Raw genomic sequence first — 26,254 nt, 5'->3', positions numbered from 1 at the left:
TTGACTTTCTAATACGATACTAATGAAGAAAATTATTGCCTTTGCAGGTTCTAATAGCAGTACTTCTATTAATCAGAAACTTGTAGAGTTTGTAGTTTCAGAAATAAAGGGACATGATATAAGAATAATTAACCTGGTAAATTATGCTATGCCAATGTATAGTGAAGATGAAGAAAAAAAAGCTGGTTTTCCCGGGATGGTTATGGGGCTAAAACAAGAAATTTCTGAGGCTGATGCGTTGATTATTTCGGTAAATGAACATAATGGGAGCTGGAGTGTTTTTTTTAAAAATGTAATAGATTGGTTATCTAGACTAGATCGTAATTTTCTGGAAGGAAAGAAGATCTTATTAATGAGTACTTCTCCCGGAAAAAGAGGAGGATTAAGCTCATTAGAATTTGCTAAAAATGTGTTTCCCAGATTTGGTGCCGAAATTGTAGAGAGTTTTAGTTTTCCTTCTTTTTATGATAATTTTTCTATAGAATCCAATACTGTAACAGATGAGACACTTTTATTGGGATTAAACGAAGTTCTCAGTACTTTTGCACATCAAATCTAACGAGTAAGTGCGAAGTGTTCAACAATATACTTTAGAAGATTTTTCAGAATTTAAAAGCAAGCTATTACATTGGGGACAGCAATTTGAAGAGGCTATTTGGCTAGATTCTAACCGCTACTCACAGCAATATTCTAGTTATGATGCCGTATTGGCGGTAGATGCTTTTACGACGATTAAAACCGATTATTATAATGGCTTTGATAAGCTAAAAGAATATCAAAGCGTAACTTCGGATTGGATTTTTGGTTATCTTTCTTATGATCTTAAAAATGATACAGAAGATTTAGTTTCTGAAAATAAGGACGAGTTATGTTTTCCGGATTTGTACTTTTTTCAACCTAAAAAACTTTTTCTGCTCAAAGGAAATATTCTTGAAATGCATTATTTGAGAATGGTAGATGATGAAATGGAGGAAGATTTTAAGGTAATCTCTGAGTATTCATTACTCAAAAAAGATATTACAGAGCAACCTTGTGGTAAGGTAAAAATAAGCTTGCGTATCACAAAAGATGAATATAAAGAGAAGGTAAATGAAATGCTTGCCCATATACACCGAGGAGATATTTATGAAGCGAATTTCTGTCAGGAGTTTTTTGCAAAAAACAGTTGTATTGATCCTTTACAGACATACTACCACTTAAACGATATTTCAAAACCTCCTTTTGCCACATTTTTTAGGATGAATGATCACTATTTGCTATCGGCTTCACCAGAACGCTATTTGCGAAAAGAAGGACAAAAAGTAATTTCACAACCCATAAAAGGAACGGCAAAAAGATCACAAGATATTAATGAGGATAAGAGGCTAGTATCAAGCCTTTATGGTGACCCTAAAGAGCGATCAGAAAATGTAATGATTGTAGATCTGGTACGAAATGATTTATCACGAACTGCAACCAAAGGGTCGGTTATTGTTGAAGAATTGTGTAAGGTGTATTCCTTTAAACAAGTGCATCAAATGATATCTACGGTAACTTCTACAATTAATGATACCATTTCTCCTGTTGATGTTATCAAAACAACTTTCCCAATGGGAAGTATGACCGGAGCACCTAAGATTTCTGCAATGCAAATCATAGAAAACCTCGAAAAATCTAAAAGAGGTTTATATAGTGGAGCCGTGGGGTATTTTACTCCAGATGGAGATTTTGACTTTAATGTAGTAATCAGAAGTATTCTCTATAATGAGGAGCGACAATATATATCATATACGGTTGGTGGAGCTATAACTGCCAAGTCAGACCCCGATAAAGAATACGAAGAATGTTTACTTAAGGCAAAAGCAATGCGAGAAGTATTAGAAAGGATGTAGTAAAAGTATACAGGTAATTATAAACTGCTCCTCGCTTCACTAAATAAGATTCCTCCTAAAACTCTTCCGTACATCAATGATAATTTCTTTGACTTCTTGTGCAGTTATCTCTTTAATTTTAGCAATTTCTTCAAAATTTAATTTTCCGAAAACAAAAAGATCAATAATTTTAGAAGTCTCTATGGGGAGCCAACTATAGAATTTACCTAATAACTTCTGTTTTCTATACTCAGGGGAAGGTTCAGAATCTATAACCTTAAGGATATCAGAATCCATATCATTGTATATGAAATTCTGTTTTTCTTCAGAATTTTGATGATAACAAATATCATCTAATTCTTCTTTCATAATAAGTTCGTTATCTGCTTCTACAGTATAGTTTTCTTCGAGTCTTTCGAGTTCTTCTTTAAGAAAATAACTGGTGCTAATACTTTTTTGATGCCATCCTTCGCGAATGTATAATTCATCAATAAGCTCATCGGCAATTTTAAAAAGTTGAAGTTCTAGAGATAAGGTGTCTATTTCGACATCAAGATCATCATGATAAAGTTTCAATATTGCATCGTCTATAATACCATTAGAGCAATACATGTTCTGAGGTAAAATGCCTACGCTTTCTGCAATATATAATCTGTGTTTTACATAGGGATGTAAGTGTGGTACAATGGATAATAATTTTTTACTAAATTCCCTTTGATCATCTGCCTCATAAAATTCTTGTAATTCATGTGTCCTATTCATTTATCAGTAATTTAAGAGTTGCTTTCTAAAAATAAGAAAAACAAATCGAAAAAAATGTTAAAAACCTGATAATCAATATGTAAAATGTAATTTGGTAGAAAATGGTTATCGTAATTCAAAATCGTATATTTGAAAAATCGAAAAACTTCAATCCAGAATCTGTTGTTACAAGAGTTTAAAAATCATATTACCGAAAACCTTTCATTTCTATCGGAAAGCAAACTACTAATTGCGTGTAGTGGTGGATTAGATAGTGTTATACTTGTAAGGCTTTGCCAGGCATTACATCTGAAATATAGTATTGCGCATTGTAATTTTAAACTTAGAGGAGGAGAAAGTGATGAGGATGCAAACTTTGTTACTCAATTGTCTGATGAACTTCAATCTTCGGTTTTTATTACACAATTTGATACCAAAAATTATGCTGTAGATCATAATTTGTCAATACAGATGGCAGCCAGAGAGTTACGCTATGATTGGTTTAAGAAATTAGCTCTAGAACATCAGTTTGATTATATTCTTACTGCGCATCATACAGATGATAATCTAGAGACTTTTTTAATTAACCTGTCGAGAGGTACAGGAATAGAAGGATTAACGGGTATACCAGAAGTTAATGGGATTTTTGTACGGCCGTTATTACCTTTTTCGAGAACGCAAATTTTGGTGTATGCAAAAAAGAATAATTGGCAATGGAGAGAAGATAGTAGTAATAAGAGTGCAAAGTATCTTAGAAATAAACTTCGTCTTGATGTAATTCCAGAGTTAAAAAGTGTTAATCCTCAGTTTTTAGAGAATTTTAATACCACCTTAGAATACCTAAAACAGAGTAACGAATTTATTAAAAATCAGGTAACTCAACTTAAAAAAGAGTTGTTCGAGGTTTCAGAAAATGATATCATTAAAATACCTATTAATAGATTAATGGATTACGGAGACCCAAAAGCTAGCCTGTATTTTTTATTAAAAGAATATGGTTTTACAGCATGGGGTGATATAGAACATATGATCACTGGTCAGTCCGGGAAGCAGATTTTTTCGGGAACCCATCGTTTGGTAAAGGATAGAGAATATTTGTTATTGAGTCCGATATCAGAAAAAATAGAGGATCGCAATTATAGCATACCTGAAGCCGAAAGTATGTTAATGATTCCCCCGGGAACACTCAAATTTAAGATGATATCTGAAATATCGGATATTGATCTGAAGACCATTTATGTTGATAAAGAAAAGTTAAAGTATCCATTAACTGTAAGAAAATGGAAAGAAGGCGACTATTTTTATCCTCTGGGAATGAAAGGAAAAAAGAAATTGAGTAAATATTTTAAAGATGAAAAATTATCTTTACTAGCCAAAGAAAGAGTATGGTTATTATGTTCTGGAAAAGAAATAATTTGGATTATAAACTATAGAGCAGATAATAGATTTAAAATAATACCCCAAACAAAACAAATACTTAAAATTACAATAGCCTGATGCGACATCTCTTATTATTACTTGCCACTGTTTTATTTTCTACAACGCTTTTTTCACAAACACTGGATCCTATTAAGTGGAAAGCTACTATAGAGAAGGAAACTGATGATACTTTTGTTTTATACTTTGAGGCGACTCTTGATGAAGGGTGGCATTTATATTCTCAAAATGAAGCAGATAGCGATGAGATAGCTCCAACACCAACAGAGTTTACTTATAATAATACTCCAGAGAGTTATGCACTTATTGGAGAAACGATAGAACCTAAAGGTATCGAGAAGTTTGATAATATCTTCGAGATGGATGTGAAGTATTTTGAAGATAAAGTGACTTTTTCTCAAAAAATCAAGCGTATAGACAAGACACTGCAGCAAATTAAAGCAGAAGTATTTTTTTCGGTTTGCGATGATGAGAAATGTCTGGCTCCAGAGGTTGTAGAATTTGACATCAATCTTTCTGGAGAAGCAATCGAAAATAAAGGAGATCTGGCTAGTATTACAGCAGAGGACCAAAAAAAGTCTGAAGCATTATATATTGATATAAAAGGTAAAGATGTTTTTCCTTCAGAACAAGTAGAGGAGAAAAGTTATTTTAATATTTTCCTTTTAGGGTTTTTGGGAGGATTAATTGCCTTATTAACACCTTGTGTATTTCCTATGATACCTCTTACGGTTTCTTTTTTTACCAAAGGAGCCAAGGATCGTAAAAAAGGATTATTTAATGCTATTTTGTATGGTTTTTTTATATTCATTATTTATATTTTATTAAGTCTTCCTTTTCATTTGTTAGACTCATTAGATCCAGAGATATTGAATAATATTTCGACAAATGTGACGCTTAATATTGTCTTCTTTGTCATTTTTATTGTATTTGCAATATCCTTTTTTGGTTATTTCGAAATTACCTTACCAGCTTCCTGGAGTACCAAGCTTGATAGTAAAGCTACAAGTATTGGGGGAGTGATAGGTATATTCTTTATGGCATTAACACTAGCTCTGGTATCCTTCTCGTGTACAGGACCTATTTTGGGATCATTACTAGGAGGTTCTCTAAGTAGTGATGGGGGAGCGATGCAATTAAGTTTTGGTATGGGAGGCTTTGGATTAGCCTTAGCATTACCGTTTGCACTATTTGCGTTATTTCCTAATTGGTTAAATTCTTTACCAAAAAGTGGTGGATGGTTAAATGCTGTAAAAGTAGTCCTGGGCTTTATCGAACTGGCATTAGCATTTAAATTCCTTTCAAATGCAGATCTTGTTGAGCATTGGGGGATTTTAAAAAGAGAAATATTTATAGGTATTTGGATAGTAATTGGCTTGGGTATGGTCTTATACCTTTTCGGAAAAATACGCTTTCCCCACGATAGCCCAATACAAAAATTAAGTAAAGGAAGAAAAACTCTGGGTATTATTACCTTGGCATTTGTTATTTATTTGGTTCCTGGGCTTACGAATACGGCTTATGCGAATCTAAAATTGCTAAGTGGTTTTCCTCCACCATTATTTTATAGTATTTATGAAAAAGAAGCTCATGGACCTTTAGGACTTAATGCATATACCGATTTTGAAGCAGGAGTACAAGCTGCCAAAGCCCAAAACAAACCTATTATGCTTGATTTTACAGGTTGGGCTTGCGTGAATTGCCGTAAAATGGAAGAACAAGTATGGAGCCACCCAGAAATTATCGATATCCTTAAGAATAAGTACGTTTTAATCTCTTTGTATGTTGATGATCGAGAGAAGTTATCAGAAGATGATCAATTTAAATTCTTAAAACCTGATGGAAGAATTAAATCTATTAGGACAGTAGGAGATAAATGGGCAACATTTCAGACTTTAAACTTCAAAAATAATTCACAACCTTATTATGCATTATTAGATGCAGATATGAATTTACTCAACAAGACTACTGCTTATACTCCGGATACAAATGAATATCTTAAATGGTTACAGAAAGGCCTAAAGAATTTTACTAAATAATAACATAACTATATAAGAGTATAAGTTTTTATTATGATGTTGTTGTAAGTACATAGAGAATTTTCGACTTTACTAGTGCAAACTGTAATAAAGTTGAATGATACCTATTGAAAAAATAGAACTTTCTCAATGTTTCCCTTTTATTGAAGAAGCGTTAAAAAATGAAATTATTTCTTTCGGGAAATTTAAAAATATCCCAAAAGGTGAATATGTAGTAAAACAAGGAGCTTATCTTAATTTCTTACCAATCATTATAGATGGTTTAATTAAAATGTATGCCGAAGAAGATGAGGTAGAATTTCTTTTATATTATATACATCCTAACCAATGTTGTATACTTAGTTTTAATCACTTATTTAGTCAGGAAGCAGTCCGTTTTTCAGCAAAAACTGAAGAGGATACCAAAGTATTGTGTTTGCCTATTGATAAAGTAAAAGAATGGTTTGTTAAGTATCCATCTTTTACACGAATTATATTGAAGGATTTTCAACGAAATTATGAAGACCTTCTAAATACAACAAAACAAGTGGTTTGTTATAAAATTGAAGATAGACTAGTTAATTTTCTTAACAAAAAAGCGAAGCTTCAAAATTGTAATATGATCCAAATGTCTCATAAAGAAATAGCATCGGATTTAGGAACCTCTAGAGAAGTAGTTTCCAGAATAACCAAAAAATTACAAGCTTCAAACTTATTAATTCAACATAAACGACATATAGAACTGCTACAAGGTTATCCGTCCTGAAATTACCCCATAAAATTGATGAAAAGGTGTCTGAAAAGGCACCTTTTTATGTTAGAATACTACAGGTTTTTTAACTTTTTATTGAAAAAATGCTTTGTTAAATAGGGATATAACACTTTTTTAACAGTAAACAGTAACTTTTGTCACCGTTTGTGAGCATTCTGCCCTCTTAAATTTGATCAAAAATTGAGGAACAGAAAAATTCACAAATTATGAAAAAAACGTTATTTTATGTATTCTTAGGACTATCCATCTTTACTTCTTGTAGCGATGATGATGATACAGGAACACCCCCAGGAGAACCTGATGAGGTTGTAAACCAAGTGGTATTTAATGAAATCAAATTTCAAGGAACAGACTTGGTAGAAATTTTTAACAAAGGAAACCAAGAAGCAGACCTTAGTAATTATTGGTTATGTTTAGGACCAGGAACATACCAACGTATAGGAAGCTTAACACCAGAAAGCGGTAGTGTTGTTATTCCGGCTGGGGGGTATTTGGTATTATCATACGATCTTCCTGATGCATCAGGAGGACTAGGTCTTTATTCTACAGATTCTTTTGCAAGCTCAGATGCTATAGTAGATTTTGTGCAATGGGGAGCAGGAGGAAGTCCTAGAGAAAATGTTGCTGTAGCAGCAGAGATATGGACTGCAAATGATTTTATACCTACCATAGGCAATCCTGATAACAGTATTGTTTTTGATGGTGAAGGCAACGGATCAGCAAATTGGGCAGAAACTACCTCTGTTACTTTTGGAGAAGAAAATGTATTGATGATGCCTAATAACAATGTGCGTTCTATAGTAATTAATGAAGTGAATTATGGAGAAGATAACCTAATAGAACTATATAATAACGGAACTGTAAATGTTGATCTTAATCCATATTGGTTATGTTTAGGACCGGGAAGATATCTTCAAATCCAAAACGCATCAATAACAAGTGGTAATAACAATCTGGCACCAGGAGAGTTTTTGGTTGTTAATTGGAGTGAACTAGGAGATAGCGAAGGATTAGGACTATATTCTAATAATTCTTTTGCAAGCTCAGATGCTATAGTAGATTTTGTACAATGGGGAGCAGGAGGAAGTCCTAGAGAAAATGTAGCCGTAGCAGCCGGAATATGGACTGCTGGTGATTTTGTGCCACAAGTAGTATTACCAAGTTATAGTATTGCTTTTGATGGAGAAGGAAATGCATCTACAGATTGGTCAGAGGCAGTGAATACTACTTTTGGTAATGCTAATGATACACAAAGCAATACAACTTCATTTAATATCACGATTACAAATAAAATCAATTATCTGGCAACAAAGGTTTTTAATACTCCAGATGGTGCAGCAGGACCGGGACCCGTTACAACAGTAAATGGTAGTTATTCTATTCAATTTAAAGCGGTTCCGGGAGCAAAATTAAACTTTGCAACAATGTCTGCAGCGACCAATGATTGGTTTTTTGCGCCAAAAATGGTTGGGATAGACCTCTTTGACGCCAGCAAAAACCCAATTACAGGAGATATAAGCTCTCAAATTTATCTATGGGATGCTGGTACAGAAGAGGAAGATCCTGCAACCATAGCAACAGTTCCGAATGGTGCAACAGCGGGTACTCCAGATGATGACAATACAGTAAGGTTGGTAACAGATGATGTAACCAGTTATTTAAGAACAGAATTAACATATGATGCAGGAACAAAATATTTTACATTAAAACTTACCAATCTTGTGGGGGCACTTGGGGCTACACCAATCGTGTTAACACCGGGGTTAGTAGTACTGCATGCTCAGAATGCGCCTCTATTTACTGTAGGAGAACCGGATAGAGGATTTGGATTAAAGGAAATCGCTGAAGCAGGACAACCAGGTACTTTAAATGATTGGTTTAACGAGACCGGATCTCAGGGAGCTCCATTACGATTATCATCAACGATAAGTGTATTCTCTCCGGGCATTGTCTATGCTTTTAATACCAATAGTGATCCTTGGTTTACACAAGGGGAATCAGCAAGAGCAGCTAGTGGAGTAGAACAAATTGCAGAAGATGGTAATAATCAGATGGCTTACGAATACCTTAAAGGATTAGGAGTGCCAACAGCCAAAAGCACACAAACAGCTCCTGTTGGACCAGGAGAATCTTTAACTTTTACAATTCAGGTTCCTAATGGACAAGGTTATAAATTAGGTTTCGGGACGATGTTGGTACAGACAAACGATTGGTTTATAAGTTATAATAATAATGGTGTGGCTTTATTTAATGCAAGTGGTACTCCAACATCAGGAATTTCAAATAGTCAACAAACGTATCTCTTTGATGCAGGAACAGAAGAGGATGAAGATGTAGGTTTTGGAATGTTTCAAGCTCCAAGACAAGGCCCGGCTAATACAGGAGCTGCAGATGATAATACGGCAATTCGAAGAGTATCTTCATTAGATGATGTGCAATTTGGAAAAGGAACTATTAATAGTGCACCGGGAGTAACCTGGTTTGGAGATCCAAGAGGAGGGTATAACCTGATAGAAGTTAACATACAACCGCAATAGAGTGACTAAGAACAAATAAAAAGATCTTATATGGGGATATAGATCGTTCTTAGATTTTAAAAACCTTTGGCGATAATGTCAAAGGTTTTTCTTTTGTTTCGCTTTATCATACCTAGTAAGTTGTTAAAATCTCCTTAAAACTATCTTGCTGGCAGTACCATTTTTTTATCTTCAGCAATAAACTAAACTAAAACCAATGCGATCAGTCAGATTTATTCTTTTAAGAAGCATAGTACTTCTTTACACAAGTATTATGTTCTCACAGGAAGCAGATTCCTATAATGTAAAAGAACACTACACAAAACAAGAAGTTGATATTGTGATGAGAGATGGTGTTAAACTTCACACTACAATTTATACACCAAAGGATACTTCAAAAAAATACCCAATTTTAATGCATCGAACTCCGTATAGTTCAAGACCATACGGTAAAGATGAATTTAAATCTAAAATAGGTCCGAATGAATTTTTAATGAAAGAAGGCAATATTGTTGTTTATCAAGATGTACGTGGACGTTGGATGAGCGAAGGAGTTTATGATAATATGAGAGCCTATATTCCTGGTAAAAAAGGAAAACAATTTGATGAAGCCAGTGATACCTATGATACCATAGATTGGTTGGTGAAGAATGTACCGAATACCAATAAAAAAGTAGGAATATGGGGAATCTCATATCCTGGTTTCTATGCAACGTATTCTTTATTAGATGCACACCCAGCTTTAAAAGCAGTATCGCCACAAGCATGTATTGGGGATTTCTTTTTTGATGATTTTCATCATAATGGCGCCTATCTGTTAAGCTATTGGAGAGCTACAGCAGTTTTTGGGTATGAAAAAACTAAACCTACAACAGAGAGTTGGTATACTTTTCCCGACCTGAAAAGTAAAGATCAATATCAATTCTTTCTGGATGCTGGACCTTTAAGCACTTTAGATCAGTATTATAAAGAAGATAATGTATTTTGGACACAATTAAAAGAACACCCGAATTATGATGAATTCTGGCAAAAAAGAGGGATAATTCAACACTTAAAAAACCAAACGATCAAACCGGCAGTAATGACTGTAGGAGGTTTGTTTGATGCCGAAGACTTATATGGTCCTTTTGAGACCTATGAAAATATCGAAAAGAAAAGTGATAATTATAATATTATGGTATTTGGGCCATGGAGTCATGGGGATTGGGCAAGAACCAAAAAGCGCCAAGCTATTGGTAATGTATATTTTGGAGATGACCTTTCTTTAAATTTTCAAAAAAATGTAGAAACTACATTTTTTAATCATTTCTTAAAAGGAGATGCCGATGGAAAAACCGGGTTACCAGAAGTTCAAATTTTTGATACCGGAAAAAAAGAGTGGAATTCTTATGAAAGTTGGCCACCTGCAAATGTAGAAAAAAAGACATTCTACCTTTCTGCCAATGATGAGTTGTCTGGTAAAAGTGGAGCCGGGGTTTCAGAATTTATAAGTGACCCCAAAAAACCAGTTCCATATTCCGAAGATGTTAAAATGGTATTTACACCAAGAAAATATATGACAGATGATCAACGATTTGCAGCGCGTCGTCCCGATGTGTTAGTTTTCGAAACCCCTGTTCTTACCGAGGACATGACGTTATCGGGAGAAGTATTAGCAAAGCTAAAAGTAGCTACGACAGGTACAGATGCAGACTGGGTAGTAAAATTGATAGATGTGTATCCTAATGATGCCAAAGATACCGAAGAAACACAGGAATATTTAAAAATGGCCAATTATCATATGATGGTTCGTAGTGAAGTGATGAGAGGGCGTTTTCGAAATGATTTTAGTAAACCCGAACCTTTTGTTGCTAATCAAAAAACAGATGTAAATATTAAACTACAGGATATACATCATACGTTTAAAAAAGGGCATAAAATACAGGTTCAGGTGCAAAGTACCTGGTTTCCTTTAATCGATTTAAACCCACAAACTTATGTTCCTAATATCTTTAAGGCAGCTGCTTCTGATTATACCAAGCAAACGCATAAAGTATATCATGATTCTGCAATAGAAGTTATGATTTTAAAGTAACCAATTAACCCTAATATAGATACTATCATGACCAAAATAAAAATCAGTGTATTGCTATTTTCTTCTTTTCTGGCGTTAACCGGCTGTAAACAAGAAGTAAAAGCGCCAGAAGAGGATACTGCTTCACAAGCAGAGATCATCGAAGAACAATCAAAAAAACTAAACGATTGGTTCGAAGCACAGTTTCAGCAAGAAATTGACAAATCACCAATGATGCAAACGTATTTAGGAATTAAAACAGATGATTATGGTAAATGGGATGATATTTCGTCTAAACAGGAAGCAGAAGATTTAGAAAGAGCAAAAGAACGCCTTGCCTATTTAAAAGACTCTGTAGACGTATCTCAATTAAATGATGCAACTGCTCTAAGCTATAAATTGATGAAAAAAGATCTCGAAAATGAGATTGCAGACTTTCAATACAGGTTCTATGACTATCCTGTAAATCAAATGTTTGGAATGCAATCAAGAATTCCTGCTTTTCTTATCAATATGCATAAAATCAAGGACAAGAATGATGCAGAAGCTTATATTTCAAGATTAAATGGTGTCAATGAAATGTTTACCCAAGCGATAGAAAATATAAAGATTAGAGAAAAGAATGGTATCCTTCCTCCTAAGTTTGTATTTGCCAAAGTTCTTGATGATAGTCGTAATATTATTGCAGGGCAACCATTTGATAAATCTAATCAGGAAAGTACGTTATTAGCGGATTTCAAAAGTAAAATCTCGACACTTAAATTATCTGATGAAGAACAGAGCGAATTAGTGTCTAAAGCAGAAAAAGGACTCGTAGAAAGTGTAAAACCAGCGTATGATAATCTTATCACATTATTAGAAGGACAACAACAAAGAGCTACTACAGATGATGGCTGCTGGAAATTTCCTAAAGGAGCTGCGTTTTATGATAACGCACTACAACGTACGACTACTACTACGATGACAGCAGATCAGATTCATGAGCTTGGATTAAAAGAAGTGGCTCGTATTCATAATGAGATGCGGGATATTATGAAGCAAGTTAAATATGAAGGAACATTACAGGATTTTTTCAAGTATATGAAAGAAGATAAAAAGTTCTATTTTGCGAATACCGAAGAGGGAAAAGCAGCATACCTTAAACAAGCAGTTGGATTAATCGATACAATGAAATCCAAACTTGATGAACTTTTTATTACCAAACCCAAAGCAGATATTATTGTAAAAGCAGTAGAGCCTTTTAGAGAAAAAAGTGCAGGAAAAGCCTTCTATCAAAGTGGAACTCCTGATGGCTCAAGACCAGGAACGTATTATGCCAATTTATATGATATGACAGCAATGCCAATCTACCAGATGGAGGCTTTGGCATATCACGAAGGTATCCCCGGGCATCATATGCAGAGATCTATTGCACAAGAATTACAGGACATCCCAAAATTTAGAAAATTTGGTGGGTATACAGCATATACAGAAGGTTGGGGATTGTATACCGAGCTGTTACCAAAAGAAATAGGAATGTACAGTGATCCGTATTCAGATTTTGGTAGACTCGCAATGGAACTTTGGAGAGCTTGCCGATTGGTAGTGGATACAGGAATTCATAGCAAAAAATGGAGTAGAGAAGAAGGAATTAAGTATTATGTAGATAATACTCCTAATGCAGAAAGTGATGCTGTAAAAATGGTAGAACGCCATATTGTTATGCCAAGTCAGGCTACAGCATATAAAATAGGAATGATTAAGATTCTTGAACTACGCGAAAATGCAAGAAAAACTCTTGGAGATGCATTTGATATTAGAGAGTTTCATGATGTAGTATTAACTAATGGAGCTGTACCACTTACGATATTAGAAGAATTGATAGGAGAATGGGTAGCTAGTAAAAGTGCAGATAAGACCAAAGAAGAAGTAGGTTCTTAATACTTTAACCCATTGCGCATTTTGATGTTAATGGTATAAAAAACGTCAATTCGAGTGGTTTTTCGGAATGAAATGGAGAAAAACTGCACTTGGACAAGCTCAGCAGGACTATCGAGAATAGCTTTTTTAATCAGACCTCACAGGTTTTTAAAACCTGTGAGGTCTTTTTAGTTTATTGTTTTCGGGCTTAGATAACAGAATGTACATATCAAGAAATCATAGAATTTTCAAATTGTGAATATCTATTATGCGCATTCGTGGTTAGCGTTTTTTTAAAAATATATATTTGCCATCCTAAAAAAAAGATATGAGCACAACTTGGTATGAATGTAAAGTAAAGTATAGAAAAATAGATGAATCTGGAGTACAGAAAGTTACGACAGAACCTTATCTGGTAGATGCTTTATCCTATACAGAAGCTGAAACCAGAATTAACGAAGAAATGTCAGCATATATTAGTGAAGAATTTAAAATCACCAATATTAAGATTGCAAATTTTGCAGAGATACATCCTTTTGAGAATTCTGATCGATGGTTTAAGTCAAAAGTAGCCCTGGTTTCTTATGATGAAGAAAGCGGTAAGGAAAGAAAGTCGAGTATGTACCTGTTGGTACAGGCTAATGATGTAAAAGAAGCCTATGATAATACCATTAGTGTGATGAAGGACTCTGTTAGTGATTATACAGTACCTGCAATTTCAGAATCTCCGATTATGGATGTTTTTCCTTATTTCTCAGGCGAAGAAGAGCAATTTGATAAAGCTCAACCGGTAGTGGTAGCAAGTTCTTCTCAAGAGGAAGTATCAGAAGAAGTTGATGTTGTTGAGGAAGAGATATTAGAAGAAGGTAATCCTTCTCAGGAAGAAGTTTCAGAAGAGATCGATTCTACTCAAAATGAAGCATTAGAAGAAGTTAGTTCTACTCAGGAAGAAATATCAGAAGAGGTAGAAGATCTATAGTTTACCTAGGTACATAACAAAAATTTACGCGACATAGAGATGAGTTGATTTGTTATTCCGTTGAAGAACAGAATCCACTCATTAATAGGATTATATCAAAATGGATTCCAGCCTTTAGTTTATCCTGAGCTAGGCCGAAGGGCTGGAATGACAAAAACAACGAATATATGTGTAATTTGTTGATATTTAGTTGTTCATAACAAAATATAGGTTTTTTGTCATGTACTAAAACAATTTACTTAACGTATTTGCAAGAGCATATTTAAAAAGCCGTCAAATTGAGTGATTTTTCATAGTGAAACGAAGAAAAATTGTATCGACCCTTCGACGAAGCTCAGGATGGCAAGACTTTTGCTTGAAAATTTACTTGTCTTCGATAGTTCTGCTGAGCTTGGTCGAAGTACAATTTTCTACCGAAAATCACTCTGACTGACGTAAATTTTCTTAGGTCGAACTCACGTTTACTTATCCATTAATGTTCTAAACTGATAGAAGAAACGTTCGATAAGTCTAAGGTCTTCAGTTACAATTTCTACTACACCCCTCATTTCCTGTTTAAAAGGAATTTCTTTATCATAGGTAGTAATTAGTTTTTCGGGCAATTCAACATCAATAAGATATAGCCCATCTTTATCTGGTAACAGGGATATGTGCTTAACTTTACCTTTCAGCGTTCCGAATTCATTATCAGGAAAGTTTTCTAATCTAATATTTGCTGTTTGTCCGACCTTTATTTTTCCCGAATTCTGAGAAGGAGCTTTGATTTTTGCTAGGTAAGAAGAGTATTCCGAAGGGATAATGATAAAAACAAGATCTCCCAAGGCTACGGTTTGGTTTTCTGTCCAAAAATTAAGGAAAGAAACACGACCTTCGATATCAGATTTAAGCACGTATTGTAACTCCCAGTCTTTAATGCTTTTCTTTAGTTGCCCAAAGGATTGTAATACCTTTTTAAACAGATTAATTTCTTCTTTTCTTTTGTTGATTTCTGTGCCTTTTGATGTTTTGGTAGCATTACTAATACTCTCGTTAATTTGAGATAGCTGTACGTCGTTATTTTCATAATTACGTTTAGTTCTCAGATAATCGAGTTCTTTGCTTTCGTACTCTTGTGCAGAGATTACTCCTTTTTCGAATAGGTTTTTTTGACGCTGAAGCTCTTTTCGTTTAAACTCCAGTTCTGCTTTACCTAGCCTTTTTTGGGCCTTTAGACTTTCTAAGCGCCTGTAGAGTTCTGATAAGGAGGTTTGATTTGCTATGGCTTCATTAGAAAAAGGTTGTAATTCTTTATTCAGAATATACTCAGAATAACTGTTTTCGAATAAAGCAAAGCTGGTTTCGATATCTCCCAGGAACAAGACCGGTAACTCATCGATAGGAAATGTAAATGATTTCGTATTTACTTTAATGGTATCTACAATAGATTTAAGCAAAAACACATCTTTATAATTGGCACTGCTTTCTAATATCGCCAGAGGAGTGTTTTTGGGTACGATTTGATTGTCCTTAACGAATAGAGATTCTATTTTACCACTGGTTTTGGCATATTCTTTTTGTGGTGGTATTCGAGTCGTGATAATCGCTTCTGCGGGTATTACATCGGGATACTTAACCAACCAGGAAAGAAATAATAACAGTAGTACTAATACCAAAATCAATAGATTCCCCCATCGTATCATCCAATGCGGAACCCGGGTTAGAATTTCCTGTACTTCTTCACTACGTAATTGTATGTCGTCTAAAGTGTCTGGCATAATGTTTAGCTATGTATTGCGATTTTTTTTAATTTAATGTTATTTGTCATCATAGTTTAGACTGGGATCTATTTTTTGCACCGTACTAAATCAAGTGGATTCCGGCCTACGCCGGAATGACAAACCAACTCATTTCTATAACATTCAATTTTGTCATGTACGATACAGTTTTGATATTCTAATCTAAGGATTTTTCATATTCGTTTCATCTAATTCCTAATTCAAGTATTATTTCCCTAATTCGAGTTGATTTTTAACCAGGTGATAATAATTTCCTTTCTCTTTGATTAAGGATTCATGATTTCCTACTTCTACAATTTTACCCTTGTCTAAAACAACAATCTGATGAGCATTTTTTACAGTACTTAATCGATGTGCAATTACCATTACAGTTTTGTCTTTAAAGAAGGTATCCAGTTTTTCCATGATCACCTTTTCATTATTGGCATCAAGAGCAGAAGTAGCTTCATCAAAGAACAAATATTTAGGGTTTTTATATACCGATCGGGCTATAAACAGCCTTTGTTTTTGCCCGGTACTTAGTCCTACGCCTTCCATTCCTATTTTGGTATTGTAAGAAAGCGGGAGCGATTCTATAAACTCTTTGATATTGGCAACATCTACGGCATGCGCCAATTTTTTCTTATCTACATAATCTTCTCCTACTGCAATATTATTAGCAATAGTATCATTAAAAATATATCCTTCTTGCATAACCACCCCAAATTGATCTCTCCAGGCTTTTTGGGATACATTATGTAAATCATGAGAACCAATATAAATCTGCCCTTCATCTGGCTCATAGAACTTAAGAAGGAGTTTCATAAGTGTGGTTTTTCCACTACCACTAACTCCAACTACAGCCGTGATTTTATTAGCAGGAATAGAAAGGCTGAGGTCTTCTAATACCGGTTTATCGGCTCCTACATATCTAAAACTTAGATTTTTGATTTCAAACCCAGAATTTGCCGAGATTTCTCTAATCTTTTCATCACCAGGGTGTTCTTCATCTTCTTTATTATGAATCTCTCCCAGACGTTCTAAAGAAATTTGTGCGTCCTGCAACTCTCTTAAGAAATTAATTAATTGCGAAATAGGAGCATTTAATTGCCCTACAATGGCAGTAATTGCCAGCATCATACCCAATGTGATGTCACCATCTATAACCAGTTTTGCAGAGAAAACTGTAATCAGGATATTTTTTAGCTCATTGATAAAAGAAGATCCTACACTTTGGTATTGCTCCAGTGCCAGATTCTCGATAGATATTCTAAACAGTTTTGCTTGTACAAACTCCCAGTTCCATCGTTTTCTTTTTTCAGCGTTATGCAGTTTTATTTCCTGCATACCATTGACCAGTTCGATAACTTTACTTTGTTCTTCACTTATTTGCGAAAAGCGTTTGTAATCCAGTTTTTTACGTTTTTTGAAGAAAACAAGTATCCAGGCAAAATAGAACGTGCTTCCTATTGCAAAAATACCGAAAATAGGAACACTATAATAGATCAGGACGATACTAAACACGATAAGATTTACCATCGAGAATAGCACGTTTAAAGAAGACATGGTTAGTATCTGCTCGATTCGTTTATGATCATTAATTCTTTGTAAAAGATCTCCTGTCATTTTTACATCAAAATAGGAGATAGGCAGGTTCATGAGTTTAATAAAGAAATCTGATATCAGCGATATATTAATACGTGTACTTAGATGAAGTAAAATCCAGCTTCTAAGTACATCGATTAATGTTCTCCCAATAAACAGAGAAAGCATTGCAATCAGTACGAGATATACAAAATTAAGATCTTGATTTTTAATCCCGACATCGACTATACTCTGTGTTAAAAACGGAGTAATAAGTTGTAATAAACTTCCTGCCCCCAGACCTAATGCCAGCTGAAAAAGAAAAGCTTTGTACTTAAATATGTATTTAGATATAAACTTAAATCCAAATTTTTGATCCTCTTCATCTAGATTATCACTATAAAAATTAGGAGTAGGTTCTACCAGTAAGGCAACACCTTCTTCTGTATTTTCATCGGCGTTATTACCGATCCATGCTTTTATAAATTCGTCTTTTGTATAGGTTATCAATCCATGAGCAGGATCAGAGACATAAATGGTCATATCACCTTTTCGCGAGGTTTTGATTTTATAGACGACCACATAGTGTACTTTGTTCCAGTGTACAATACAGGGGAGAGGTACCTCGTCTAATTTGTTTAGCGATAGTTTTACGCCCAGGGATCTAAAGCCTATTTCCTCTACCGCATCACTAAGTCCCAAGAGAGAACTTCCTTCTCTGGTGGTTTCACTTAATGATCTAAGTTTTTGAGTATTGAGAACTCTTCCATAATGTTTTGCGATAATCTTAATACAAGTAGGTCCACAATCTTTCGACTCTGCTTGTTTGTAAAATGGAAATTTAGGCATTAAGCTTTTTTAAATTAAATTGATTTTTGTGTGATAATATATCTATCTACAAAGTAAAGTAATTCTTTTCTATAATACTAATACCATGTTTTGGGGCGTGACCCTACAAGGGTCAGGCTATTCGCTATATCTTTTTTATTATTCTTTATGCATTTTCCTAAACCAAAAAAAAGAGAACAAATACAAAAAAGGATGCCGCTACTATCCTTCACGCTGATCTATCACATTTCTTTATAAACAAGTGTCTTGTATTGCCTTTTTGTTACCCAGAAATCACTCATAAATTTCAGATACTTACTGGGTTTTCATATTCTTTTTGTAATAATGTGGTTGGTTTTTTTAATAAAAATGTGATCGTTGTCCCATAAATCACATTTTTTGTTAATAAGAGTCTATATCTTTGTTAATATTTTATCAGAAACTTCATAATTCCTTAGTTTTTTAGTTAAAAAGAAGAGGTTTTTTTAATAGATAAGCACTGAAAATGTATTCTGAAATTTGTATAAAACTTATCTTAATTTGATATGAAAGAGAATAATAGCCTTCTGGTTTTACTGAGTGTTTTATTGAATTTGATAGGATTGATTCATGGGATTATATTCGGAGTTATTTTATTAATTAGAAATTATATAAAAATAAATAAATCAATATTTCTTCTAAGTATTTTTATTCTGATTTATAGTTTGGAGCTACTAGTGCCTATATGTAACATAGGATTAAAAGATAAAGGTTGGGATTTGAGTAGTTTGGTTGCTTTACTTTCGGTTTTAGCTTTGCTATTGTTTCCTTTGTTCTATTTGTATGTAAAACAGATATCGATTTTAGCTAAGAGTAAAATTAATTATAAAATATTAATACCAGTATTATTCATTTTCGTTTTTAACGTTGTATACATATACATTGGACATGATATTAATATTTTAAAAGTGATTTGTAATATCTTAAATGTATTGGGGACGTTATATGGGTTAATAATTGGTTTTGCTACAATACGATTACTAAAAAAGCATGTTGCCGAGCTTTATAATCAATATACAGCTATAGAATATAAGAAATTGCAATGGGCAAAAACATATATTGTTCTGGGGTTGTGCTATGTTACACTTGGTATTGCGTTAAAGCTATTATTTCCTTTGATTATACAGAATCATTACTATCAATTTGTTATGACCATTATAAATATAGGTTTATTATATTGGGTCTCAATTCATGGTTTTTTTCAACAAAATATAATATGGTTGCTAACCGATAAATCTAAGGTTTTAACTACAAAACAAAAAAAGCCTACAACTGTAGAACCAGAACTAGAAGAAGATTTACGATCAATCAATATGCTCCTTAAAGAATTAGAAGCATTCATGATTCAAGAAAAAGGATATACAAAAACTGATCTCACTATAATTGATGCTGCAGAAAGATTAGGGATTCATCCTAAACAACTATCTAAAATTATAAATTCAAAATACAATCAGAATTTTAATACATATATTAATACACATAGAGTTAAGAAGGTAATTGAGGTTTTAGAATCGGATTCTTTAAAAAACTTATCTATAGAAGGGATTGCAATAGAGGTTGGGTTTCAAAGCAAAAGTGCTTTTTATGGTTTTTTTAAAAAATATACAGGTACGACTCCTCTAAAATATAAAAAGTCTCTTAAGAACATTAAGAAATAAGGTGAGACTGTTTTTTCTTAAGCTAACTATATCTGTTAGATGATATAGTGCTTTCTTGAAGCTGTTCAAGATTTAAATTAAAAGAACAATAGATCGAGGTTTCTGAATAATTTTTTTATCTCTTTCTAATTCTTTTATAGCCCTGTAGATTGATTTACGTGAGGTGTTCAGGTCTATAGCGATTTCATTTTTGTTAATATGGATATTTTTGTTGTTATATTGAATTGATTTTAGTGTGATATACTCAAGTAATCTCATTTTCAGAGGTTGTTCTATTAGCATTTTGATAGTGTTTAAAAGAAATATGTATTTTTCTTGTTGATATGCTATCATAAAATCCCTGAGTTGGGGCTTTTTTTCTACCCATTTTACTAATATTTCACTAGGGATACAGGTCAAAATGCAATCTTTTACTATTTCTCCCTGAAATTGCATTAGAATGTCCTTATTAGGAGAATAGAAAAAATGTGTTTGATTATCTTCGAGAAGATAGAGGAATATTTTTTTGTCATCATTTTTGATAAAAACTTTAATACTTCCCTGGATTAAAAATATAACTTGATCATGTATATCATCAGTTGGAGTAATTTCTTTACCAGAACGAAATTTTTTTGTAGAACCTTCCTTTTGCAGTAAGTTAATGAGTTCTTCTTTAAAATATGTTTTATCTATTACATTCATTTTTCTAAAATTTAACTTAGAATCAGAGATATATTATTAAAGAGATATACTTATCCATCCCGATGCTCGTTTTATTCTATCATTTTTTTCTAGATTTCTTAAACCTCGGGATATGGTTTCTCTAGAAAAATTAAGATCTTTAGCTAGTTGCATATGAGTGACCTTAATTTTTTTGACTTTATGGTGTTCTAATTTTATTTTTAGATAGTCATAAATCCGATCTTCTTTAGAGTGTAAAGTCATTTTTTTGATAGTATTTATCAGGTTTTGATGCAGGTAGCAATCGGATTTAAAAATGGCTGATTTAAGTTTTGGAGATTTTCTTAAGAGTTCTCGGATTATCGAATTAGGAACCCAATAAAGAGTGGTTTCTTGTAATGCCATCATAGAAACCTGAGAAGGAGCATTGCTAAAAATATTCATAAGAGAAAGGATGTTATTTCTTTTTGATTCGAGATGATATAAGAATAATGAACTGTTCTCTTCTTCAATATAGACTTTAATCAAACCAGAGTCTATAAATGAAATTTGATCCTTGTGAATATTTTGAAATATAATTTGCTCTCCGTTCGAATAAGTTTTTATGGTAGAATGTTTAGCTATTTGGTTGGTAATGTCTTTTTCTAGTTGTAATTGTTTAATGAATTGCATAGGTTTTAAAAATTTAGCATGTGAAAATCACATAGGGGAAAACTTTTGCTAATTTTAAGAGTTTGGGCAAATAAAAATAACTTTTCGAATACTCGATAGATAGGATATATCTATCGAGTATTTCACTGCATATTGATAAGAAGTAATAGGAGTTTTCAAATTTCACTAAATGAAATATATAACATAGAATTTGTTATAGAGTATTCATGATGAATACTTATAAAACATATAGAGAAATAGATTAATAAAAAATCAATATAAAAAAAGCAAGGGAATGAGGAAGTTAGTTTTCTTTTTCATGTTAAGTTAAGTTGAGTTGGTTTGTTATGTTAAAACAAATATATTTCGGAAATTCATTTTTTTTGTAAATTTTTAGCTTAAAAAAGTTCTGATTTCCGAAATCAGAACAAAATAACAGGTATCTGGACAGTTTTTTATGAAGTATTTTTGTTGATAGGAAATTTGCTCCTTATAAATAAATAGAAATAGGTGTTTTAATAAGAGTTAAATTACTCATCAAGAAATAACTTTTGAGTTTTAAATTATAGCAATATTTACCTAATTATACATATTCCTTAGCGTAAAAAACTGTCAACTTATCCGTAATTGTTTCAACCTTTTGCTGTATGACAGAGATTGTAAACTCACACTATCAAATACAACATCTCTTACCTACTCGATACAACACTGTTGACAAACCTTTATACCAAATAGTGTAACATTTTCAAAAGTAATTTGTTCTTACTCTATATAAAAAAAATAAGCAGATGAAACATCTTACGATATTATTTCTTGTAATTAGTATACTTTCCTGTTCTTCAGAAAATGAAACCAGAATAATTAAAAAGGCATCAGAATATTATCCAAAAGAAAAGGCAAAAGTTCTAATGGTCGGTACTTTTCACTTTAATTACCCAGGATTAGATGTGGTTAAAGTGACTCCCGAAAATCAAATAGATGTATTAAAAGAACCCAAAAAATCTGAGGTTAATGAACTTGTAAATTATATTAAGAAGTTTAAACCCAATAAAATAGCAATAGAGGCTACACCAAAATGGAATGCCACAAGAAAACTAAAAAAATACAAAGGTGGAGAATATAGAGACCAAAGGGATGAACGGTTTCAAATAGGAATGCGTATTGCAAACGAACTAAAATTAGATACGCTATATGCTATTGATGCAAATTCTATGAGCGACGACATAGAGAAGTTAGATTCTATTTATACTAAAAAACTGTATAAAGATTTTGACTTTCAAAATGATGATCCGTACCGAAAAATGACTCTTAACTGGTATAAAGGAGAAGATGAGATCATCCCAAAAACTAATTTATTAGACTATTTCAAGCACCTAAACTCAAGAGAATCTCATTTATATGGATACGGAGCATATCTTGTTGGAGATTTTAAGCTAGATAACGAAAGAGGCGCTGATATTTTATCGTTCTGGTGGTATAATAGAAATGTAAGAATCTTTAGAAAATTACAAAAAATCACAGAAAATAATGAGGATAGAATCCTTGTTTTAATAGGAAATGGTCATGCGGCGGTTTTAAGGCATCTACTAGAAAGCTCACCAGAATATGATTTTGTAGAATTTGATAGTTTATAAAAATGTTTACCAATATCTGATAGTCCGGATTTATAATCCGGGCTATTGCGTTTAAAGAATAGTGTCAACCCTTATACATATCGCCTATATAAGCTTTTTGCTTTGGTTTTTTTATACTGTTGATATGCTTTTTATTCTTTTCCAAAAAGTATTTGCCAAGTGTATTAGAAGGAAAGAAAATCCCAGTCTTTCTTGTTTTACTTATAAACGTACCAAAAATCTTATCCCAAAGCCCCTGTATACCATAATTACCTCTATAATTGGTATGATGCCTATCATGAAAATCAGAGCCTATAAAAAATAGGGATACGGCGCTATGTCCTTCTATGTTAAATAGATTGATAACTACTGTCCAGGCGAGTAATTGGTAAAAATCAAAACCAAATAGAATAAGAACCACCATATCTGCAAAAACAAAATTGATCACTTGGTCTGCAAAATCTTTATAAGCAGTTACAAAGCCAGAAGTATCTCGATAACGGTGATGTTTACCGTGGATTTTAAACAATTTTGGAAATTTCTTATTATGTAAGAACCAGTAGTGGTGGGCAAAAAAGGCAAAATCGGTAACCACAATACTAAGGAGAAACCAACCGCAGTTTTCGACAAAATTAACCTCTCGATGTACCTCTCTAAGTATGATGATCACCCCACTAGAAATCATAAGGTTTTGAAAAAGAGATAGAAAAAAAAGTTTGGCAGACGGATGCTTATAAGGCTGACTTTTTACCTTGGTTACCCTGGTATTTAGCTTTTTAGTGAGCTTGTGGTTTTTCTTAATTACCTTTTCTATCAAAAAAGCAATGATGTAATATGATGATAAATTTACTCCCCAATATATAAGAATCTTAGAAACTAACGTAAGTTGAAACCCTTCGAATAGGTGAACAAATATCCATTGAAATAACACACAAGCAAGTGTGATTTTTATGTAAAATTCAACATCAGAGAGATAATCAAAGAACGTTTGTATACTTAACTTTTTCATAGTATTAATTTTTGATAACAATTAAAATATAAATAGGGGGTACAACTTCCTTTTTTAAGGAGTCACATCGAGGTATCTATGTGCTGTTTTATATGGCAAAATATTGATTGAGAGGTATAAGAATGTTGAATTAGACTCTTATTCAATCAATGTATCTGTGATAGTGCTGATTTCTTTTTTCTTATGGGTATACTATTGCATCACTATCTTCTGGGATGTAATTGTAGTACTCTAAAAGTAACATAAACCCCTACTAATAACAATAGGTGTTTTCCCTTGTTTTTTTAGGATGTTTAGGAGATAAATTTTCTAAATTTTTTATACCATATAAAAACCCGTCTGGATAGACGGGTTTTAAAGTATCTAAATTAGTATAAAAAATAGGTTGGTCCTTCTGTACCTTTTGTGATATAATGAAATGCCAAAATTTTAGATTTCCTCATTAAAACATAACATTCAATCTTATTATTTACACTAACTACATATATTAGTTTTCCCATCTTGTTGTCAAAATACCTTAAGTTAGGTTGAGAACTTGTATTATAATTTTCTACATAAAAGCTAACGTTTTTATTAAGTAAATGCTTTCTATCTGCTTTTAATTGCAAAACACATTTATTAAACATGTCAGAGATTGTATCTTTTGAAGCACTAGCTCCAGAACCTTTTTTATCCGCATATTCTACAAATAATTTCTCAGAAGATTTATTATGTATGAAAATATCTTCAAAAAATGATTTAATAATTTCACTTTTTTTAGCTTTCTGACCCTGGCAATGTATTGATACGAAAAACAATAACGAAATCAGAATCATCTTTAATGCTACTTTATTATATTCTATATCTATTGAAACCATGAGCTGTTTCTCTTTTTTTATGATTTAGCTTTTCGTATTTAAGTGATTTGATACTTCGACATAACTCAGCACAGGCTGGAGAAGTGTAGAGCTCTTCGATACACTCAGGATGACAAATTTTTAGCTTAAAAAAGCTATTTTCGATAGTCCTGTTGAGCTTGTCGAAGTGCAATTTGTCTTCATTCCATTACGACAAAACACTCGAATTGACGAATTCCGAATTAAAAAATCTCAAATGCACAATGGGTTATTTAATTACTTTTTTAGTTTTTTTTCTAAATCTGGTAATTGTTGTTTATATTTTTCTGGATCCCAGGTGATATCCCATCTAGAAACATAATCCTGTAGCGGCCCAAGTCCAACCTCTGCTCTCCTTTTATTTACATGATCCGGGTCTTGTAGCGGGTAAATATAATATGTACCTGTTTCTGTATCTCGCCCGATTTGACTCCCATAAATTTGTTTATTCCCTTTACGTATAGCGATTCTGTCTTCTAGCAATGCTAAACTACTTGGCCGTATATTTTCTTTCTTTACAGCTTCTCGTATCATAGGTAGGTATTTTTCTTGTACTTCTAAGTCAGAATGTTGTATCACCATAAACAAGGTTGTATTTCCTCTATTGCCAATGATATCTTTACTCGGCCAACCTCGTTCCTTCAGTATTTTTTCAACTTTTATCAGGTTAATCGAATCTTTAGCGGCTATTTTTTTCCAATGTTGTTTTAGCTCATCAGAATCCCTGCCGTATTTTTCTATGATTTCATTTATTTGTCTTCTTGGCCCTTGATCATCCTGACGTATGGTATCGAGTAGTGCAACTAGTGGTTTGTCAAAATTAATTTCAGCTTTTTCTTTATTTGCTTTAACCAGTGCAAGGACATGTTCCCATCGTTTATCCGAATGTAAGATAGAGAGGTCACTATCTGTTGTAATGTGATTGTAGTTGGAGTATTCTCCTCTCTCGGCAATTCGTGAAAGGTGTACAAATGCAGAATCTACTTCTTTGGCCAGGGCCCAGGAGCAAGCAGCATTATACATATCTGTTGTATTTCCATTATATTCACTTATCTCAAAAGCTTCTGAGTATTTCTTAGCGGATTGTAGATAATTCTTGGATTGGTAGAGTTTCCAGGCTTCATTTTTTAAAACCGTGTATTGGGCTTTCTCTTCAACAGTAAGCTCTTTGGCACTAACTTCTTTAGTTTTGATTTCCTTTTTTTGCTGTTTACAAGAAAATACCATAGCTAGAGCTAGTAGGAATATTATTTTTTTCATTTTTTATTTAGGTTTTAATTTTAGCGATGGTCATATGATTTCGCCTTTCATAAGTTGG

At 33.0% G+C, this 26,254-nt stretch carries 18 protein-coding genes and 1 pseudogene; 11 read left to right on the top strand and 8 right to left on the bottom strand.

The features are described 5' to 3' along the window. The first annotated feature begins 22 nt into the window (after positions 1–22). Positions 23–559: an NADPH-dependent FMN reductase gene (locus NNL09_RS24115; RefSeq protein ID WP_196911452.1), complete on the top strand. Its 537-nt coding sequence runs from the start codon at positions 23–25 to the stop codon at positions 557–559. A gap of 7 nt (positions 560–566) precedes the next feature. Continuing rightward, complete coding sequence (gene pabB / locus NNL09_RS24110) at positions 567–1,871, top strand: aminodeoxychorismate synthase component I (RefSeq protein ID WP_196911453.1); 1,305 nt, start codon at positions 567–569, stop codon at positions 1,869–1,871. A gap of 39 nt (positions 1,872–1,910) precedes the next feature. On the opposite strand, the gene NNL09_RS24105 is transcribed toward pabB, so the two are convergent. Next, the gene (locus tag NNL09_RS24105) at positions 1,911–2,612 is read right to left on the bottom strand and encodes a hypothetical protein (protein WP_196911454.1); all 702 of its coding nucleotides are present in this window, start codon (positions 2,610–2,612) and stop codon (positions 1,911–1,913) included. A 129-nt stretch (positions 2,613–2,741) separates the two neighbouring features. On the opposite strand from NNL09_RS24105, the gene tilS reads away from it, so the two are divergent. The 7 genes and pseudogenes from tilS to NNL09_RS24070 all read left to right on the top strand — a co-directional run. Further along, complete coding sequence (gene tilS / locus NNL09_RS24100) at positions 2,742–4,088, top strand: tRNA lysidine(34) synthetase TilS (protein ID WP_231389226.1); 1,347 nt, start codon at positions 2,742–2,744, stop codon at positions 4,086–4,088. Beyond that, the gene (locus NNL09_RS24095; protein WP_196911455.1) at positions 4,088–6,067 is read left to right on the top strand and encodes a thioredoxin family protein; all 1,980 of its coding nucleotides are present in this window, start codon (positions 4,088–4,090) and stop codon (positions 6,065–6,067) included. The genes tilS and NNL09_RS24095 overlap by 1 nt, the downstream gene beginning before the upstream one ends. Positions 6,068–6,164: 97 nt before the next feature. Beyond that, on the top strand, positions 6,165–6,812 hold the full coding sequence (locus NNL09_RS24090) for a Crp/Fnr family transcriptional regulator (RefSeq protein ID WP_025664061.1): 648 nt from the start codon (positions 6,165–6,167) through the stop codon (positions 6,810–6,812). A 212-nt stretch (positions 6,813–7,024) separates the two neighbouring features. After that, the gene (locus NNL09_RS24085) at positions 7,025–9,355 is read left to right on the top strand and encodes a spondin domain-containing protein (protein WP_196911456.1); all 2,331 of its coding nucleotides are present in this window, start codon (positions 7,025–7,027) and stop codon (positions 9,353–9,355) included. Positions 9,356–9,551: 196 nt separating this feature from the next. Further along, complete coding sequence (locus NNL09_RS24080; protein ID WP_025664063.1) at positions 9,552–11,408, top strand: CocE/NonD family hydrolase; 1,857 nt, start codon at positions 9,552–9,554, stop codon at positions 11,406–11,408. Between the two features lie 27 nt (positions 11,409–11,435). Continuing rightward, positions 11,436–13,307, top strand: a complete 1,872-nt coding sequence (locus NNL09_RS24075; RefSeq protein ID WP_196911457.1) for a DUF885 family protein — start codon at positions 11,436–11,438, stop codon at positions 13,305–13,307. A 307-nt stretch (positions 13,308–13,614) separates the two neighbouring features. After that, positions 13,615–14,056, top strand: a pseudogene (locus tag NNL09_RS24070) (DUF4494 domain-containing protein); the annotation flags it as partial. A 670-nt stretch (positions 14,057–14,726) separates the two neighbouring features. On the opposite strand, the gene NNL09_RS24065 reads toward NNL09_RS24070, so the two are convergent. Both NNL09_RS24065 and NNL09_RS24060 read right to left on the bottom strand, forming a co-directional pair. Next, the gene (locus tag NNL09_RS24065) at positions 14,727–16,019 is read right to left on the bottom strand and encodes an HlyD family secretion protein (RefSeq protein WP_025664066.1); all 1,293 of its coding nucleotides are present in this window, start codon (positions 16,017–16,019) and stop codon (positions 14,727–14,729) included. A 228-nt stretch (positions 16,020–16,247) separates the two neighbouring features. Next, positions 16,248–18,452: a peptidase domain-containing ABC transporter gene (locus NNL09_RS24060; RefSeq protein WP_025664067.1), complete on the bottom strand. Its 2,205-nt coding sequence runs from the start codon at positions 18,450–18,452 to the stop codon at positions 16,248–16,250. A 524-nt stretch (positions 18,453–18,976) separates the two neighbouring features. Here NNL09_RS24060 and NNL09_RS24055 point away from each other — a divergent pair. After that, complete coding sequence (locus tag NNL09_RS24055; protein WP_196911458.1) at positions 18,977–20,128, top strand: AraC family transcriptional regulator; 1,152 nt, start codon at positions 18,977–18,979, stop codon at positions 20,126–20,128. A 72-nt stretch (positions 20,129–20,200) separates the two neighbouring features. Here the strand turns inward: NNL09_RS24055 and NNL09_RS24050 are convergent, their stop codons facing one another. Both NNL09_RS24050 and NNL09_RS24045 read right to left on the bottom strand, forming a co-directional pair. Further along, complete coding sequence (locus NNL09_RS24050; protein ID WP_196911459.1) at positions 20,201–20,809, bottom strand: Crp/Fnr family transcriptional regulator; 609 nt, start codon at positions 20,807–20,809, stop codon at positions 20,201–20,203. Between the two features lie 36 nt (positions 20,810–20,845). Then, positions 20,846–21,460, bottom strand: a complete 615-nt coding sequence (locus tag NNL09_RS24045) for a Crp/Fnr family transcriptional regulator (RefSeq protein WP_025664070.1) — start codon at positions 21,458–21,460, stop codon at positions 20,846–20,848. Between the two features lie 767 nt (positions 21,461–22,227). Between NNL09_RS24045 and NNL09_RS24040 the strand changes: the two genes are divergently transcribed. Next, on the top strand, positions 22,228–23,073 hold the full coding sequence (locus tag NNL09_RS24040; protein WP_231389227.1) for a DUF5694 domain-containing protein: 846 nt from the start codon (positions 22,228–22,230) through the stop codon (positions 23,071–23,073). Positions 23,074–23,137: 64 nt separating this feature from the next. On the opposite strand, the gene NNL09_RS24035 is transcribed toward NNL09_RS24040, so the two are convergent. The 3 genes from NNL09_RS24035 to NNL09_RS24025 all read right to left on the bottom strand — a co-directional run bounded on the left by NNL09_RS24035 (position 23,138) and on the right by NNL09_RS24025 (position 26,196). Then, positions 23,138–24,061 (bottom strand): sterol desaturase family protein, encoded by a 924-nt coding sequence (locus tag NNL09_RS24035; protein ID WP_196911460.1) that lies wholly within the window; start codon positions 24,059–24,061, stop codon positions 23,138–23,140. 368 nt (positions 24,062–24,429) lie between these two features. Further along, the gene (locus NNL09_RS24030) at positions 24,430–24,918 is read right to left on the bottom strand and encodes a hypothetical protein (RefSeq protein WP_196911461.1); all 489 of its coding nucleotides are present in this window, start codon (positions 24,916–24,918) and stop codon (positions 24,430–24,432) included. Positions 24,919–25,173: 255 nt separating this feature from the next. Beyond that, positions 25,174–26,196: a DUF6624 domain-containing protein gene (locus tag NNL09_RS24025; protein ID WP_196911462.1), complete on the bottom strand. Its 1,023-nt coding sequence runs from the start codon at positions 26,194–26,196 to the stop codon at positions 25,174–25,176. Positions 26,197–26,254: the final 58 nt, after the last annotated feature.

Origin of the sequence: Aquimarina sp. EL_43 (assembly GCF_943422735.1) — a bacterium.
Taxonomy (GTDB): domain Bacteria; phylum Bacteroidota; class Bacteroidia; order Flavobacteriales; family Flavobacteriaceae; genus Aquimarina; species Aquimarina megaterium.
The sequence above is the reverse complement of the archived record's forward strand: the minus strand, read 5'-3'. Positions and strand labels throughout refer to the sequence as shown.

What these genes read in the sequence shown, in the direction of transcription:
- NNL09_RS24035 (WP_196911460.1), bottom strand. Translation starts at nt 24,061, where the DNA reads ATGAAAAAGTTAAGTATACAAACGTTCTTTGATTATCTCTCTGATGTT.
- NNL09_RS24060 (WP_025664067.1), bottom strand. Translation starts at nt 18,452, where the DNA reads ATGCCTAAATTTCCATTTTACAAACAAGCAGAGTCGAAAGATTGTGGA.
- NNL09_RS24050 (WP_196911459.1), bottom strand. Translation starts at nt 20,809, where the DNA reads ATGAATGTAATAGATAAAACATATTTTAAAGAAGAACTCATTAACTTA.
- NNL09_RS24105 (WP_196911454.1), bottom strand. Translation starts at nt 2,612, where the DNA reads ATGAATAGGACACATGAATTACAAGAATTTTATGAGGCAGATGATCAA.
- NNL09_RS24095 (WP_196911455.1), top strand. Translation starts at nt 4,088, where the DNA reads ATGCGACATCTCTTATTATTACTTGCCACTGTTTTATTTTCTACAACG.
- NNL09_RS24025 (WP_196911462.1), bottom strand. Translation starts at nt 26,196, where the DNA reads ATGAAAAAAATAATATTCCTACTAGCTCTAGCTATGGTATTTTCTTGT.
- NNL09_RS24045 (WP_025664070.1), bottom strand. Translation starts at nt 21,460, where the DNA reads ATGCAATTCATTAAACAATTACAACTAGAAAAAGACATTACCAACCAA.
- NNL09_RS24055 (WP_196911458.1), top strand. Translation starts at nt 18,977, where the DNA reads ATGAAAGAGAATAATAGCCTTCTGGTTTTACTGAGTGTTTTATTGAAT.
- NNL09_RS24065 (WP_025664066.1), bottom strand. Translation starts at nt 16,019, where the DNA reads ATGCCAGACACTTTAGACGACATACAATTACGTAGTGAAGAAGTACAG.
- NNL09_RS24080 (WP_025664063.1), top strand. Translation starts at nt 9,552, where the DNA reads ATGCGATCAGTCAGATTTATTCTTTTAAGAAGCATAGTACTTCTTTAC.
- NNL09_RS24075 (WP_196911457.1), top strand. Translation starts at nt 11,436, where the DNA reads ATGACCAAAATAAAAATCAGTGTATTGCTATTTTCTTCTTTTCTGGCG.
- NNL09_RS24040 (WP_231389227.1), top strand. Translation starts at nt 22,228, where the DNA reads ATGAAACATCTTACGATATTATTTCTTGTAATTAGTATACTTTCCTGT.
- NNL09_RS24030 (WP_196911461.1), bottom strand. Translation starts at nt 24,918, where the DNA reads ATGGTTTCAATAGATATAGAATATAATAAAGTAGCATTAAAGATGATT.
- NNL09_RS24090 (WP_025664061.1), top strand. Translation starts at nt 6,165, where the DNA reads ATGATACCTATTGAAAAAATAGAACTTTCTCAATGTTTCCCTTTTATT.
- NNL09_RS24115 (WP_196911452.1), top strand. Translation starts at nt 23, where the DNA reads ATGAAGAAAATTATTGCCTTTGCAGGTTCTAATAGCAGTACTTCTATT.
- NNL09_RS24085 (WP_196911456.1), top strand. Translation starts at nt 7,025, where the DNA reads ATGAAAAAAACGTTATTTTATGTATTCTTAGGACTATCCATCTTTACT.